The sequence below is a fragment of the Streptomyces sp. NPDC059256 genome, assembly GCF_042753785.1.
Lineage (GTDB): Bacteria > Actinomycetota > Actinomycetes > Streptomycetales > Streptomycetaceae > Streptomyces.
Window position 1 is genome coordinate 42,395 of the sequence record NZ_JBHYZO010000027.1, and the last position, 14,764, is coordinate 57,158.

Consider the following 14,764-nt stretch of genomic DNA (forward strand, 5'->3'; position numbering starts at 1 on the left):
CTGCATGGCCAGAGAGCTGCCCGTGCATTGACGCCCTGTCGGGTGCCCCGCCAGCCACTCCGTCTGCGTCTCGCGGCCCGCCGAGGTCGCTGCCCAGATCCGGCAGGCCGCCGTACGCTGAGAAGGGGTAGTCCGAGTCCGGGCATCCATCACGTCGAGCCCTTCCGGGAGAACTGATGAGATCCAGACGTCCCAAGCGGGAACGGGTGTTACCCGGCGCGGCAAGGGAACGTGCGGGCCGCCGCAGGGTCCTGCGCCGCTTGGGCGCCGTACTGGCGACCGCGCTGATGTTCAGCACCTTCCTGGTGGCAGGCGGCGGCACGGCGCACGCGGCGAATCCGGACACGCACCGAGTCGCCACGTGGAACATGCAGGTCGGCAGCGACCGGTGGCAAGGCGTGCGTGTCCTGGCACGGGACAACAGCGTGGTCGCACTCCAGGAGGTGCCCAACACGCAGCCCGCCGGGTCCATATACATGGGGCGGATCAATGGCATCGACGAGTACCGGTGGGACGTCGGCCGTGGAGACTGGCGTTATCTATACGTCCTCGGCATGGATTCGCGCAACGTCGGCATCGTCACCAGCTTCCGGCCGGAACGCGTCTTCCAGATCCGCGGCCAGTACCGCAACGCGCTCGGCGTGGTAAGGCAGACGGACGACGTGCTCTTTGCCTCCCTGCACGCCGCATCGGGCAGCGGCTTCGATGTCCCACAACTGCTCACCAATGCCGAGCGCGAAGCCGCGTACTACGGCGTCAGGAACTGGGCCGTGCTGGGCGACTACAACCGGGACCCCTCCACACTGCCCCCGTTCCGCCTGCCGGTCGGCAGTTACGTGTACAACTCCGGGCTCGCCACCCACCAAGGGGGCAGCGAGCTTGACTACATGGTCTCCAACGTGCGCACGGACAACTGGCAGGCCACCCGCGGCATCAACCGGGGCAGCGACCACTGGCCGGTTCACTTCGGCTCGATGCGGGCCCAGGCCGAGCCGCGCGAGCTGACCGTGCACGCGCAGAATAGCCGCCGCAACCTCGACGTCTTCAACGGCAGCGACAGCGACGGCACGCACGTCGTCCAGTACCACGACAACGGCGCCGTGAACCAGAGGTGGCGCCTGGTGCCCAACGGCTACACCGCAGCGGACGGCGACCCCCTCTACCGCATCGTCAGTTCCGACAGCGGCAAGTGCCTCGACGTCAACCGGGGGCAGGCCTCCACCCGGGGCGACTGGCTCAACATCTGGACGTGCCACGGCAGGGAGGGCCAGCCCGGCCCTGGCGGCCCCCAGCGCGACACCCAGAACTGGACCCTGGAGCACCCCGTCCCCACCCGGCCGAACCTGACCATGCTGCGCAACAACTCCACCGGCCTGTTCGCCAACATCAACGGGGGCGAGACCGGCGACGGCGCCTGGGTCGTCCAATGGCCCGACCAGATCGGTCCCGTACCGATCTCCAACGAAACCTTCTACCTCCACCCGACGGTTGCCGCCGACTGACCACCGCGCACCCGACCGGCCCGGCTCCATGGACCGGGCCGGTCTCCCTTTGGTCTACGCACCCAAGTCCGCTGCCGCTCGCCTACTTCGGCGTAAGGTGCCGCCGGGCTGAGGAGCGCGCGTGGGCAGCGAGGGGCCGTTACCGGAGGTGGGCGGGGCCATCGCTGTCTCACAGCCGAGGAAGGGAGCGCCGGTCCGAGGGCCCCGGGCGGGGTTAGGAGCATCGGAGGGAGACGACCGGAGAGTTCATGTGCGCTAGACGACCTTGGGCTTGTCGACCAGGGTGCCGGCGTCGTGGTAGAAGAGCCGGTTCTCGACGATCTTGCCGTTCTTGACGGTGAATTGCTCGATGAACCGGGTCGGTTCTCCGGTCGCGAGGTCCGTGATGCCGACGCAGGCGGCGACGCGGTCGCCGTCAGCGACGGTGTAGTGCACCGTGATCGAGGAGATGTCGAGGTATTGCCGCAAGACCTGGGCGAGGGAGAGGAATTCGTCCTTGCCGTGGTATGCCTTCCCGAAGGGCAGGAACAGCGGTTCGATGACCGCGATGTCGTCGGACAGGTGGGAGAGGACTCCCTCAATGTCGCCCTTGTTCGCCGCAGCGAACATGGCTTCGACGACCGCGCGGTTCCGCTCGATTGGTGACGTGGCTGCAGACATGGTGTTCTCCTGGGGCGAAGGCTCTCGGGCGTCGAGAACCTCGGCTGGTTGGGTGTTCGGATTGCGGGACCCACACGGGTGACGGGTTCAGCGGTCGATCGTGGACTCGTTGAAGTCGTCGTGCCGGGCGCCTGTGGCCGGAGTGAGGCTGTCAAGCCGCTGCAACTGGCAGGCGGTCAGAACGAGGCCGTCGGCTGCGGTGTTCTCCTCGATGCGAGCGACGCGCCGGCTGCCGGGGATCGCGGCGATGTCCGCGCCCTGGGCCACTAGCCAGGCCAGCGCGATCTGGGCCGGGGTCGCACCGGCCTCGCCCGCAATGGCACCTACCTCCTCCACGAGCCGCAGGTTCTGCTGGAAGGCCTCGCCGATGAACCGCGGATTGGTTTTTCGCCAGTCCCCCTCGGGGATCTCCTCCGGCGTGTGGATCTGGCCGGTCAGGAACCCGTGCCCGAGCGGCGCGTAGGGGACCAGGCCGATACCCAGCTCGCGCAGTAGAGGCAGCAGCTCGGTCTCGACGTCACGCGTCCACAGCGAGTACTCGGTCTGCAGTGCGGCGATCGGGTGTACGGCGTGTGCGCGGCGGATCGTGTCCGGCGAGGCCTCGGACAGGCCGATGTGCAGGACCTTGCCTTCGGCAATCAGTTCGGCCACGGTGCCGATGGTGTCCTCAATGGGGGTGCTCTGATCGACCCGGTGCTGGTAGTAGAGGTCGATCCGGTCGGTACGCAAGCGCTTGAGGGAACCCTCGACTGCGGTGCGGATGTTGGCCGGGCTGCTGTCGAACAGGACGTCCCTGCCGTGGGACAGGATGCCGAACTTCGTGGCGATGACGGCCCGGTCGCGCCGGCCTTCCAGCGCCTGCCCGACGATCTCCTCGCTATGGAATGGGCCGTAGCTCTCCGCGGTGTCGATGTGGGTGACTCCGAGGTCGAGCGCACGGTGGATCGCACGGACAGACTCGGCATCGTCCAAGCCACCGCCGATCAGGAGGGTGCCGGCCATCGACATGGTGCCCAGACCGATCCGGGAAACCTGCCGGGTCCCCAACATGGCGTGCTGCATCGCAGAACTCATTTCTCGTCGAGAGTGTCGAAGGAACGAGCATCGGAAAGAGGCAGCCATCCCGCGTCCGCGGCAACCGGCGGTGCTCCCGATCTCGTCGACACCCAGACAACACCGGTCCACCACACCCTCGACAGGCACTACGAAAGGGGGGTACTCACAGGGACCCCCTACGGCAAGTGGGCCGGGTCTATCCTCGATGCCATGGACGAGAAAGAGTCCGCGCGGGCAGCGGTTCGCGACTTCCTCACCACCCGGCGCGCCCGGATCGCTCCCACCGACGCGGGCCTTCCCACTCAGAGCACCCGCCGCCGGGTCAAAGGCCTGCGCAGGGAAGAGGTCGCGCTGCTCGCCGGCGTCAGCCCCGAGTACTACGTCCGCCTCGAACGCGGCCAGGCGACCGGGCCCTCCGCACAAGTCGTCGACGCTGTCGCCGACGTCCTGCGTCTGGACGACGACGAACGCGCCCACCTGGACCGGTTACTTGCCGCGCTGACGCCCGCGTCCCGCAAGCGGCGCCGCAGTGCACTGAAAGACTCCGTCAATCCCGGAATCCGGGTGCTCCTGGACTCCATGGACCACCTACCCGCGGTGGTCTTCAACGGCCGGTTGGACATTCTCGCGGCCAACACACTCGGACGCACGCTCCTCGCACCGGTGTTCGACCTTCCCGGACGGCCAAACAGCGCCCGCTTCCTGTTTCTCAACGAGTCCAGGGCCCGGGAACTGTTCCCCGCGTGGGATCGGATCACCGCCGACACCGTGGCGACGCTGCGCATCGAGGCGGGTCTCCACCCCGACGACCCCGACCTGGCCGAGCTGATCGGGCAACTCGCCACCCTTAGCGCGGAGTTCCGGAAGCGCTGGGCGACCAACGACGTGCGAGCCGCGCGGGCTGGCAGCAAGACCTTCCGGCACCCGCTCATCGGCGAGATCACACTGCCCTACGAGACGCTCCGCATCGACGCCGCCTCCAACCAGATCATCAGCGTCTACACCCCCCGGCCCGGCACCCCCGAAGCCGACGCCCTCCGCCTCCTGGTCAGCTGGGATGCCGACAACCAACGAAACGACAATTCGACAGCAGCCCCACGCGGCCGGAACCCCGGGAACAAGCCTGAGCTCTGAGCTTGCCCCTGTGGGAGCCTGCGGGGGCGGCGCAGATGAACATCGGGCAGTCATGCGATTCCACGCACTTGAAGTCGTCTCCCACCAGCGCTGACTGTTTCGTCGTCTGCGACAACTCATGAAACTTGATCGCCGCAGGTGGACTGCCGAGCGGGCGGGTGTTTCATGAGCGACCGCCTAGGAAACGGTCGGGCGGTGCGGGTCCATGTCAACACCCCGACCTCCGGGAGCGTGGCATCCCATGCTTCAGGGTCGGCAGTGGACGGGGCGTCTGAGTGCCCGGTCACATCTACTGCTGGTCAAAAGCTTGGCGGGCCGCGGCGGTCTCAGGTTGGTGGTTCATCGCCCACGTCGCCAAGGCGACGGCGGGCTCGATCAGTGTGCGCCCCATGGCGGTGAGGTCGTACTCCACACGCGGGGGCACCTCGGCATGCACGGTACGAGAGACCAGTCCATCGCGTTCGAGGCTGCGGAGCTTCAAGGTGAGCATCCGCTGGGACACACCGGGGATACCTCGCAGCAATTCGCTGAAGCGCAGTCGTCCTGAGCTGAGCGTGCCGATGATCAGCAGCGACCACTTGTCGCCGACAAGGTCCAGAAGGTCGCGGACCGCGCGGCCGTCTTCCGTCTGTAGGCACATCTCCGCATAGTCCGTCCGTGCCACGGATTCCGCTGCGGCATCCTCCTGTCCGGCCATCGTTCCTCCTGTGTGCCGTAGGCACACGGATGTGCCTTTTGTGTGACCCCGCCCGGTGACTAATCATGGGCATACGAACAAATCGTAACCGGCGCCGGACGGGAGTCCGTGTCCGTCGGGCGGCGGTCCGTGTCTGCGAGCCCGCCGTCCCGTTCCGCGGCTTTGTCCTGCTGCCAGCCGTATCGAAGGCAGCTACACGAGGAGGTTCCCGCTCATGAAGTCCATCCTGGTCGCCGGGGGTAACAGCGGCATCGGCCGACACGTCGCCGCCGAACTCGCCCGGCAGGGCCACCGCGTTGTCATCCTGGGGCGTGACCAGCGCAAAGGCAACGAGGCCCTGGCCTCCTTCAAAGACGCCGCCGGCCACGCTTCCTTCCACGCGGTGGATCTTTCCACCCACGCCGGAGTTCGCAACGCCGCGCAGCGCGTCTTGCAGGAGTGTGATCACTTCGATGCCCTGGTACACACGACTGGCGTGATGACGTCCGAGGACCTGCGAACCGCAGACGGCCTGCACCAGGTCTTCGCGGTGAACTATCTGAGCCGCTACCACCTCACTCAGCTTCTGATGCCCGCGCTCCGACGCGGCGAAAACGGCAGGGTCTTGATGATGACGGCCCACATTCCGCCTACGACCAAGACAAGCTTCGAGAACTTCCCCGACTTCCGACCCTACGACTTCCTCAAGGCGAGGAAACCGATCCAGCTGGCCAATCACTATTACGCCGCACACCTCACCAGCACCGAGCCGACAATCAGAGCGGGCGTGATCAATGCGGGTGTGGTGAAGACCGACCTGCTGCGTATGCAGTCACGCCTGATGCGGGCGACAGGAACGGTTGTCGCCGCACTGTTCTCCGGCAGCGTGGAGAAGTCGGCTCACAACGTCATCGAGGCCGCCTTGCGCGATGACTGGGTCGGCGCCCTGTACTGGGGAAAGCCCGGCGCCTTCGAGGGGCAGACTCGTATCGAAGTGGAATCGCCCGAGATACAGCGGCTTATGGCCGTTTCGCGAGAGCTCACTGGCGCATGAGTACAGGTGCCACCCGGTAGGAACATGGCAAGGGGGCACCACCACCAAGAGGCCGCCTGGCCCGCAGCAGGGCGTGCGCCCGCCAGGCGGCCTTGTTCATCCGGGGATCGTTGAGGGCGGCGGCCCCTCCATCGTGTCTGCGTGTTCGATCGGTCGGCGGCGTCTGCCGGGGTGCGAGGGCGGGGCACTGCGAGCCCTAGGTCGAGGCGCTTGTCCATGTCGAGTCGGAAGGTGCCCTACGAGTTCACGTTGGACTAGAACAGCTCCAGTTCCTCCACCGAGACCGGATCGCGGAACTCGCGCGGATCGCGTACGGCTGCCAGCGTCAACCCGAGCCTCGTCGCCTTCAGCCCGATCACAGTTCGATCGAACGGAGTGAGAACGCTTCGAGAATCCTGAAGTTGCGTCAGCGGCTCGAAAAACACCCCAAGGAGACAGCAGGCCCTGGCCACGGGGCGAGGACTCAGCGGGGCGCAGAGGAACTCATGGCATGTCACACATAGCAACCCTTTGATGCCATCCGACCCTTATGGCGAACGCGCGACGACGCTACGTTGTTGCAGTAGAAGTCGGCGCCCATCGAGTACGCAGACCGATCGTGGTTCTGAGGGGTTCTCTGGCCGGGTGATCGAGGGGGTTCGCGATGCGGCCTGCGACATCAGGTCGGCATTTTGGCCCATCGCTCGACGGTTCTTCACATCACAGCCAGGCCCGATGGGGCGGTAGCGCCACGCTCAGCGCGACAGTTTCGCGAAGGTCTCACACCGACACGACTCAGGGAGTCAGCTATGTGCGGCATCACCGGATGGGTGGATTTCGAGCGGGATCTGTGGCACGAGCGGCGGATCACAGCCGTCATGACCGGCACCATGGCGTGCCGTGGACCGGACGCGGAAGGTATCTGGACGGGCCGGCACGCATCCCTGGGGCATCGTAGGCTATCCGTCATCGACCTCAAGGGCGGCAGGCAACCAATGACCGCCAGGGCGGCGGACGGGCGGGAGATCGCCTGCCTCACCTACAGCGGCGAGGTGTACAACTTCCGTGAGCTACGGGTCGAGTTGGAGAGCCGCGGCCATGCCTTCAGGACCCGTAGCGACACCGAAGTCGTGCTGCACGGCTGGTTGGAGTGGGGCGAGGGCGTAGCCGAACGTCTCAACGGCATGTTCGCCTTCGCCGTCTGGGACTCCCGCGATGAAGAACTGCTCCTCGTTCGTGATCGAATGGGCGTCAAGCCGCTGTACTACTTTCCCACCGCGTCGGGGGTCCTCTTCGGGTCGGAGCCCAAGGCGATCCTGGCCCACCCCGACGTGCCACGTCGGGTCACGGCCGACGGGCTGAGGGAGATCCTGGAGTTGGTCAAAACCCCCGAACAGGGGGTCTTCGCAGGTATGTACGAGGTACGGCCTGGCCAGGTGGTCCGGGTCACCCGGCGAGGTTTGACCAAGCGCCGATACTGGTCCCTGGAGGCCCGGGAGCACATCGACGACCTGCCCACCACCATTGGCACGGTGCGGGAGTTGTTGCAGGACATCGTCGAGCGGCAATTGGTATCCGATGTGCCTCTGTGCACCCTGCTCTCGGGCGGACTGGACTCATCCGTGATCACCGCACTCGCCGCCAAGGGTCTAGCTGCGCGGGGCGACGAGCCTGTTCGGTCGTTCTCCGTGGACTTCGACACCCACGGCCGTGAGCATGTGGCCGACTATCTGCGGGGCACCGCGGACGCGCCCTTCGTCCGCGACATGGTGCAGCATGTGGGCGCGAACCATCAGGAGATCCTGTTGGACAGTGCGGAGATGGCCGATCCTGAGCTGCGGGCGAAGGTCTTGCGCGCGGTGGATCTGCCGCCCACCTACTGGGGGGATATGTGGCCCTCTCTCTACCGGCTGTTCCAGTCGGTTCGACATCAGTCCACGGTCGCTCTGTCCGGGGAGGCGGCGGACGAGATTTTCGGCGGGTACCGCTGGTTCTTCGACTCGGAGGCGGTTCGGGGTGAGGGCTTCCCGTGGCTGGCCTCAGCCAGCCGCGCGTTCTTTGACGGCAGGTCCCTGCTTGCCCCGGGGCTGATCCAGAGGCTCGGCTTGGACGATTTTCTGCGCGATAGCTTCTCCCAGGCCATGCGCGAAGTGCCTGTACTGCCGGGTGAGAGTGTTGTGGATCGGCAGATGCGGCGGGTCAGTCACGTCCATCTCACCCGCTTCGTCCAGACCCTGCTGGACCGAAAGGATCGCATGAGCATGGCGGTGGGTTTGGAAGTGCGGGTGCCGTTCTGCGACCACCGGCTTGTTGACTACCTCTTTAACGTCCCTTGGGAGATGAAGGCTTTCGATGGTCAGGAGAAGAGCCTGCTGCGGGCGGCCACCGCCGATCATCTACCCGAGTCCGTAGTTCGCCGGGTCAAGAGCCCCTACCCCACTACCCAGGATCCCGTGTACGAGCGGAGGCTCCGTGCGGCTCTGGGTGAGGTATTGGCAGACAAGGACTCGCCGGTCCTACCGCTGATCGACCGGCCGGCGGCGCTGCGACTACTCGCCTCCGATGTGGGCTATATCAGTTCCCAGCAGCGCCGCACCGGGCTGGAATTGGCACTCAACCTCAACTCGTGGCTTTCCACGTACGCGGTGACGCTCGATTTGTAGGGCCCCTGGGAGATCCGGGATCCGTGTGACATCTCGGTGAGACCTCCTGTGGGATGAGGAGCGCCCGGAGTCGGAGCAGTGCACTCGCGGGCTGCTCCGACTTCTCAGCGGGGACGGCCGGCCCAGAACCCGCACGGGCCCGTTCATCACCGCACCGGACGGCTTCTCGCCGGCCGATGGGAGAGAAGGCGCCGACCGTCCAGTTTTGCGGCAGTCTGCTGGGGCCTCGTCCAGATGTGGGACGAACAGACCCTGGACTTCGCCTGTGGACGCGCTCGGCAACCGACGGTGCATCCCAGGGGGCGGGGGATCACAACGGGGGCCGAGCGTCTGCACGGGTCGGTACGCACTGCCGCGTCACAACACGGAGGTGCGTACCGTACGTGAGGCACTGCCGGGGCCGTGACCCGATCGGAATGTGAGCGGGCAAGCTGCTGACCTCGGCGAGTTCCGGTGGGGGGATCAGCGATCAGGACTGTTGTTCCGGCCCTTGGCCGGAGAGCCAGGACTCCACGGAACGTCCTGTCGTGGGGCCGAACGTGCTCATCATGGTCAGGTGATTACCCGGGACGTTGATCGCTTCGTGGCGAGTGGGCCAAGATAGTTCGGGAACGGCCGCGTTCGGTGTGATCGTGTTCAGCGCGTCTGTTGCTCTGACCAGCAAGGTGGGGCCAACCGTTGCACCGGGGCGCCAGTTGCGGAACAGGGTGTGGTGGCGTCCCATGGCGGACAGGGCGCTCTCGGTGGTCAGTTCGGCGATCCCGGCTGTTTCGGCCAGGGTCGCGAACAGCCCTGTCTGGAGAGCACTGAGTTCCGGGCTGTCCGGAAGAAAGGTGTCGAGCAGCACCACCCCGGTGGGCGGGGTTCCCTGCTGTGCCAGGGCCTCGGCGATGGCATGGGCAACCCACCCGCCCGAGGAATGGCCGACCAAGACGGGTGGCCGGTCGCCGAGGTAGCTGTCGCGAAGTGCGGTTACCTGGCAGTCGATGAACTCCCGCAGGGTGGCGGGGAGCGGCTCGCCGCAGGTGTAGCCGGACGGGGCCAGGACTAACAGCCCTCGCCGCTCTCGGAAGGCGGTGGCGAAGCGGGCGTACTGGTAGGCGTGTGCGGGAGCAATGAGCGAGGGGAAGCACACCAGCGCGGGACCCACGGGTCCGTCAGCGAAGAAGGTCCGGCGGGGCGTGGGTGACGCCCCGGCAGGTGGGTCGCGCAGATCGGCGGCAGCGGCGAGCAGCCGTAGTACCTCGTTCACCTTGCCGGTCGTTCCGGCCTCCCGAAAGAGCGTCACCAGCGGTCCGTGCGGGAGGTCGTAAGGGCTGGGCTGCTCGGCGGTATGCGCGGTGAGATGGGTGATCGGGCGATCGGTTCGTGTCCGCGGCACTTCGTCGTCGCGGGAGGCCGAGGGTCGGGGCGTGGGCACTGGGGCGGTGTCGGCGTGGTCCGTGTCGGGGCCAGGCACGGCAGTACCCTCCGCGCCGGCATGGGGTAGGTGTTCAGTGTGCACGACGCGGGAGAGGCCGTCGGTGTCGTTCGCAAGGGAATGGCCATCAGACACCGCTGACGGGGTAGGGGGGCGGGCCTCCGGGATGAGGCTGCTGAGTTCATCGGCGAGGTGGGCGGCTAGTGCGGCCACGGTGGGGTGGTCGAAGGCGAGTGTGGCCGAGGGGCGCAGGCCGGTCGTGCTTCTGATGCGGTCCGCAGTTCGACGGCGGTCAGGGAGTCGAAGCCGAGTTCGGTGAATGGCCGGTCGGGTTCGATGGCCGAGGTGCCGTGGTGTCCCAGTACTTCGGCGACTTGAGAGCGCACCAGGTCGAACAGCGCGCGGGTCCGGTCAGCGGGAGCGAGCGCGGCGAGCTGTCTGCCCAGTGTGGCGCCGGGTTTCGTTCCGGCGGTACTCCGGTGCACGCGGGGGTGGACCAGGGCACGCAAGGGTGACGGTGGTTCGGCGCCGGGGCCGGACGATGTGGGTGGAGCGAGCCGGGTGGCCAGGGCCCATGTATGGCCCTCGCTTACGGCGGTGTCGAAGAGGGCGAGTCCTTCGGCGTCACTGAGGGAGCGCATACCCGTCCTGGCCAGGCGCTCCCGATCGTTGTCGGTGAGCCCTTCCGTCATGGTGCTGCCCGCTGCCCAGAGCCCCCAGGCGAGGGCGGTGACGGGCAGACCGAGTCGGGCCCGGTGTACTGCGAGGGCGTCGATGAAGGCGTTGGCGGCTGCGTAGTTCGCCTGACCGGCTCCGCCGAGGGTCGCGGCCGCCGAGGAGTAGAGGACGAACGCGGTGAGGTCGAGATCATGGGTGAGTTCGTGCAGGTGCCAGGCGGCGTCGGCTTTGGGACGCAGGACGGCGGAGAATCGGTCCGGTGTCAGCTCGGTGAGGACGCTGTCGTCGAGGATGCCCGCAGTGTGCACGACGGCGCGCAGCGGACGTGAGGCGGGTACCCCGGCCAGAAGTGCGGCCAGCGCTTGGCGGTCTCCGACGTTGCAGGCCACGAGGGCGACTTCGGCGCCGAGAGCGGTCAAGTCGTCCCTCAAGTGGTCGGCACCGGGTGCGGCGGGGCCGGACCTGCTAGCCAGCAGGAGGTGTCGTACACCGTGGTGACGCACTAGGTGCCGGGCGAGGAGGGCGCCGAGGGTTCCGGTGGCACCGGTGAGTAGGACCATGCCGTTGGTGTCGAAGGGGGTACGTCGGGCGGTGGTCGCAGGTCGGCGGACGAGCCGGGGTACACGGACGGTGCCCTGTGTCACCCGGGTCTGCGCGGCCCGTACCCCTTCGGCGCTGTCCGTGTCGATAAGCCGGAAGCGTTCGGGGTGTTCGGCGATGGCCGCACGTACGACGCCCGAGGCGCTGGCCGCGGCGAGGCTCGTGCCGTCGACAGCGCCGTTGGTCACGACGACGAGTGGGCTGTCGGCCAGCCGTTCGTCGGCGAGCCAGGCGGTGAGCAGTGCGGCCGTGCCGACCACCGCGTTGTGTACCGAGGTCAGGGGGTCTCCGTCGCCGTGTGGCAGGTGGGTGAGGGCAAGGCCGGGTGCGGGGGCTCCTTCGTCCAGGGATCGGATCAGCGCTTGCAGGTCGGGGTGGGCGGTGCTGTCCGGGAAGGCGGTGGTCAACTCGTGCGCGGCGAGCAGGGTTGGGGCGATGGCCGTGGGTGTTGTGGCGGAGATTTCGCACCAGTCGAGAGTGAACAGGGTGCCGGATTGGCGTGGTGTGCGGTGCAGTGTTTGTGGGCTGGTCTCGCGCCAGGACAGGGTGCTTACTGTGGCGACGGGGTTGCCGTCCGCGTCGGCGAGTGCGAGGGTGGCGGAGTCCGGGCCGCTGCGGGTGATACGGACCCGGAGGCGGGTGGCACCGGCGGCGTGGATTTCGATGCCGCTCCAGGCGAACGGCATCATGCCGGGTCTTGCGTCCTCGGTGACGCTGTGCAGCAAGGGTTGCAGGGCTGCGTCGAAGAGTGCCGGGTGCAGGACGAAGCGGGCTGCCTCCACGGCTTGTTCCTTGTTGAGGGCGACCTCGGCGAAGAGTTCGTTTCCGTGCCGCCACACTTTGCGCAGGCACTGGAAGTGTGGTCCGTAGGTGTGTCCGAGGTCCGCGAGGCGGGCGTAGGCTCCTTCGAGTTCCACTTCGGTGGCGTTCTCGGGTGGCCAGGGTCCGAGCGGGGCGGGTTTGGTGGTGGCGGCGGTGATCACGCCGGTCGCGTGATGGGTCCACTCGCGTTCCGTTTCGTCGCGCGTTTCGGGCCGTGCGTGGACGGTCACCTCCCGCCGGCCGTGCTCGTCGGCAGGGCCGACGGCGACCTGGATCTGTACGGCACTGCTGGGCGACAGGATCAGCGGTGCGGTCAGGGTGAGGTCCTCGATGTGGTTGCAGCCCACCCGGTCGCCCGCGGCGGTGACCAGTTCCACCAGTCCGGTGCCCGGGAGGAGCAGGGTGTCCAGCACGACGTGGTCGGCGAGCCAGGCGTTGTGGCCCAGGGTGAGTCGACCGGTGAGGACCAGGCTGCCGTTCGGCAGGTCCACAGTGGCGCCGAGCAGTTGGTGGCCGGCCGGCCCGAGTCCGGCCGAGGTGATGTCGCCCGTGGGGTCGCGGGCGGGGAGCCAGTAGCGGGAGCGCTGGAAGGCGTAGGTCGGCAGGGGTGCCACCGGGCGGGGGTGTTCGAACAAGGAGGTCCAGTCGATGGGGAGGCCGTGCACGTACAGGATGGCTGCCTGGGTGAGCAGTTGGCGCAGGCCGCCGCGGTCGCGCTGGAGTGATCCGACGACAACGGTGTGGCCGGTGTCGTGGTCCTCGACGGTCTCGGTGATGCTGGTGTTCAGTACGGGGTGCGGGCTCACTTCTACGAAGGCGCGGTGCCCGGCGGAGAAGAGGGCGGCGGTGCCCTCGGCAAAGCGCACGGTGCGGCGCAGATTCTCGTACCAGTAGGCGGCGTCCATCCGACTGGTGTCCAGCCACTCCCCGGTTACCGTCGACCACAGGGGTGTGGTGGCGGGCCGGGGGGAGATGTCGGACAGTTCGGCCAACAGACGCCGGCGGATCGGAGTGACGTGGGCGGAGTGTGAGGCGTAGTCAACGGGGATACGGTGCATGCGTACGCCCTCGCCGCTCAGCACAGTGTGCAGGTCGTCCAGTGCGGTGGCGGTACCGGAGACCACGACGGACCGCGGGCTGTTGACCGCTGCGACGGAGAGGGCGTTGCCGTACCGGGCAAGCCATGGCTCGACGCCGGCTCGGGACAGTGCCACGGACATCATGCCGCCGATTCCGGCCAGTTCGGTCAGTGCGCGGCTGCGCAGGACGACCACCCGTGCCGCGTCCGGCAGGGACAGGGCGCCCGCCACGCAGGCGGCGGCGATCTCGCCCTGGGAGTGGCCGATCACCGCGGCAGGTGTCACTCCCATGGCACGCCAGGCAGCCGTGAGGGACACCATGATCGCGAACAGTGTGGGCTGGACAACGTCGACCCGTTCCAGCGGCGGTGCGCCCGGGGCAAGGGTCATCACGTCGAGCACCGACCAACCGGTCAGTTCGCGCAGGAGCCGGTCGCATTCGGTCATCGACGTGGCGAAGGCCGCCGAATCCAGTAGGAGTTCGCTGCCCATGCCGATCCACTGCGAACCTTGGCCCGGGAAGACGAACACGGGCTTGCCGGGCCGGGCGGTCGCGGTGTCGGCGATGGCCTGGGCTGAGCCTTCAGCCAGGTGGGTGAGGCCCGCGACGAGTTCGGGGTGGCTGGCCCCTACCACCACAGCCCGGTGGTCGAAGTCGGCGCGGGTTGTCAGCAGTGACCAGGCGGTGTCGGTGATGTCCTGGGCCGGCCAGGCGGCGAGTCGCTTCGCCTGCTCGCGCAGGGCGGCGGCGCTGCGCGCGGAGAGGACCCACGGTACGACGGGGGCGGGCGGGCGGGTGGGGCCCGCAGCGCTCGTCGGCCCAGGCGACGCCTCGGCTTGATCCGGCGGCATTGAGAGGTCGCCGGGCCTGGGTGCCTCCTCCACGATGACATGGGCGTTGGTTCCGCTGATCCCAAAGGAAGAGACCGCCGCACGCCGGGACCGGTCGCCCGGTGCCCACTCCCGGGCCTCGGTGAGGAGGCGGACCGCACCGGATTCCCAGTCGACATGTGGAGTGGGTGCGTCAAGGTGCAACGTCTTCGGCAGCAGTCCGTGCCGCATCGCCATCACCATCTTGATCACACCGGCCATACCCGCCGCATGCTGAGTGTGGCCGATATTGGACTTCACCGAGCCGATCCACAACGGACGGTCAGGATCCCGGCCCTGGCCATACGTCGCCAACAGCGCCCCAGCCTCGATCGGATCCCCCAACCGAGTCCCCGTACCGTGCGCCTCCACCACATCCACATCCACCACGGACAGACCCGCACCCGCCAACGCCCGCCCAATCACCCGCTCCTGAGCAAGCCCACTCGGCGCCGTCAACCCATTGGAAGCACCATCCTGATTCACCGCCGAACCACGCAGCACTCCCCACACCCGATGGCCGAGTCGCCGCGCTTGCGACAACCGTTCCACCAGCAGGACGCCCACTCCT

General features: G+C 67.5%; 9 protein-coding genes. 4 read left to right on the forward strand and 5 right to left on the reverse strand.

What is annotated here, in order from left to right; translation table 11 throughout:
- Positions 1–176 precede the first annotated feature (176 nt).
- Entirely contained in the window at positions 177–1,502 is a 1,326-nt protein-coding gene (locus tag ACFXJL_RS31620; protein ID WP_384698143.1) for an RICIN domain-containing protein, read from the forward strand.
- Positions 1,503–1,757: 255 nt separating this feature from the next.
- Here ACFXJL_RS31620 and ACFXJL_RS31625 read toward each other — a convergent pair whose 3' ends face one another.
- Together ACFXJL_RS31625 and ACFXJL_RS31630 are read right to left on the reverse strand one after the other, a co-directional pair.
- Positions 1,758–2,162, reverse strand: coding sequence for a nuclear transport factor 2 family protein (locus tag ACFXJL_RS31625; protein ID WP_384698146.1), 405 nt, complete (start codon positions 2,160–2,162; stop codon positions 1,758–1,760).
- Between the two features lie 87 nt (positions 2,163–2,249).
- A complete protein-coding gene (locus tag ACFXJL_RS31630) occupies positions 2,250–3,224 on the reverse strand; it encodes an aldo/keto reductase (RefSeq protein ID WP_384698149.1) in 975 nt (324 codons plus the stop codon).
- Between the two features lie 204 nt (positions 3,225–3,428).
- Between ACFXJL_RS31630 and ACFXJL_RS31635 the strand changes: the two genes are divergently transcribed.
- Positions 3,429–4,352 (forward strand): helix-turn-helix transcriptional regulator, encoded by a 924-nt coding sequence (locus tag ACFXJL_RS31635; RefSeq protein ID WP_384698152.1) that lies wholly within the window; start codon positions 3,429–3,431, stop codon positions 4,350–4,352.
- 289 nt (positions 4,353–4,641) lie between these two features.
- Here ACFXJL_RS31635 and ACFXJL_RS31640 read toward each other — a convergent pair whose 3' ends face one another.
- Complete coding sequence (locus ACFXJL_RS31640; RefSeq protein WP_384698155.1) at positions 4,642–5,049, reverse strand: winged helix-turn-helix transcriptional regulator; 408 nt, start codon at positions 5,047–5,049, stop codon at positions 4,642–4,644.
- Positions 5,050–5,263: 214 nt separating this feature from the next.
- Here ACFXJL_RS31640 and ACFXJL_RS31645 point away from each other — a divergent pair, with 214 nt between their 5' ends.
- Positions 5,264–6,082 carry an SDR family NAD(P)-dependent oxidoreductase gene (locus tag ACFXJL_RS31645; protein WP_384698158.1) on the forward strand — a complete coding sequence of 273 codons (819 nt, stop codon included), beginning with the start codon at positions 5,264–5,266 and terminating at the stop codon, positions 6,080–6,082.
- A 788-nt stretch (positions 6,083–6,870) separates the two neighbouring features.
- Positions 6,871–8,724 (forward strand): asparagine synthase (glutamine-hydrolyzing), encoded by a 1,854-nt coding sequence (gene asnB / locus ACFXJL_RS31650; protein WP_384698161.1) that lies wholly within the window; start codon positions 6,871–6,873, stop codon positions 8,722–8,724.
- A gap of 469 nt (positions 8,725–9,193) precedes the next feature.
- Here asnB and ACFXJL_RS31655 read toward each other — a convergent pair whose 3' ends face one another.
- Positions 9,194–10,183 carry an alpha/beta fold hydrolase gene (locus tag ACFXJL_RS31655; protein ID WP_384698164.1) on the reverse strand — a complete coding sequence of 330 codons (990 nt, stop codon included), beginning with the start codon at positions 10,181–10,183 and terminating at the stop codon, positions 9,194–9,196.
- A 161-nt stretch (positions 10,184–10,344) separates the two neighbouring features.
- The gene (locus tag ACFXJL_RS31660; RefSeq protein WP_384698167.1) at positions 10,345–14,760 is read right to left on the reverse strand and encodes a type I polyketide synthase; all 4,416 of its coding nucleotides are present in this window, start codon (positions 14,758–14,760) and stop codon (positions 10,345–10,347) included.
- Positions 14,761–14,764 lie beyond the last annotated feature (4 nt).